This is a genomic window from Chryseobacterium sp. X308 (genome assembly GCF_020733145.1).
In the GTDB taxonomy this organism is placed as follows: Bacteria; Bacteroidota; Bacteroidia; order Flavobacteriales; family Weeksellaceae; genus Chryseobacterium; species Chryseobacterium cupriresistens.
Genome location: NZ_JAJFZH010000059.1, coordinates 1 through 1,033, shown reverse-complemented (window position 1 = coordinate 1,033; position 1,033 = coordinate 1). Strand labels below are relative to the sequence as shown.

At 34.4% G+C, this 1,033-nt stretch carries 1 protein-coding gene; it reads right to left on the bottom strand.

Features of this window, described 5'->3' with window-relative positions; genetic code table 11:
* Positions 1–797 precede the first annotated feature (797 nt).
* Complete coding sequence (locus LIV57_RS22840; RefSeq protein ID WP_227944448.1) at positions 798–959, bottom strand: bacteriocin-like protein; 162 nt, start codon at positions 957–959, stop codon at positions 798–800.
* Positions 960–1,033: the final 74 nt, after the last annotated feature.

Sequence of the window (1,033 nt, the reverse complement as noted above, 5' to 3'; positions counted from 1 at the left end):
TATTCATTCTTACGGCTGATCATTCTTTGCTTTCACTACTATCGTTTATCCACCCATCTGTCACTCCGCAGGAGTCTCTGCAATCTATATGTCTTAATTATCATCAAACAATTTTACAGTATCAAATCGTCTGAATTAAAGGAATTATAAAGACCTCTAATAAAGGAGGCTGGATTCCTACGGAATGACACAGTGGGCGGTACAAGTGAAATAGAAAGACGCCAGCTGAATCATTGCACAATTGGAAAGGGATGTTTATGACACTGTTGAAGATCATTACCCCGGTTTAGCCTAAAATTATTCATTCTTACAGCTGTTCATTCTTTGCTTTCACTAGTATCGTTTATCCCAACTATTTGTCACTCCGCAGGAGTCTCAACAAAGTATTATCAAACAACTCAGCAGTATTACTTTTGCTTTTTTGAACTCTTATGACTCTAATAAAGGAGGCTGGATTCCTGCGGAATGACACAGAAAGAAGCGGCACAAATGAAAGAACTGGACGCGATTGGAAGCAATAGGTCAATTGGAAGGTTATGTTTATGGCACCATTGAAAGTGTGCAAATGGAATAATGATGGCATAATTGAAAAAGAAGTTGTGTGTATGCTGTACTATTTAAAGAATAATATCAGACACTGTTTTTAGGCACATAAACAACTTATCAAAAACAAAAAAATGGATTGTTCTGGTAAATATTTCAGAGTGGCTGAAATCTGCTTTATTTTAATCCAAAAGAAATAAAAAACCGCTTCTCTGCAGAAACGGTTCTTATTGATGACATTTTGAATTTTTATCTTACATATCACTGTTCGTATCCGGGCATTTGAAATCATCGCTGCAGGTTGCACAAACAATGGTTCCGTTGCAGTAATACATACAGAAATCTGTTTCCGGAAGATTAGTTCCACCTGAAATGTTCTTTAATTGGTTCTTTTGTAGTTTTTTTAGGTTTTTCATATAGTTTTAATTAAAAATTTGTTGTTAAAGTAAAAATAATTAAAATATTTTTAATTATGCAATGTGTGGTATAT

Coding starts and splice junctions, on each gene's coding strand:
- LIV57_RS22840 (WP_227944448.1), bottom strand. CDS start 959: ATGAAAAACCTAAAAAAACTACAAAAGAACCAATTAAAGAACATTTCA.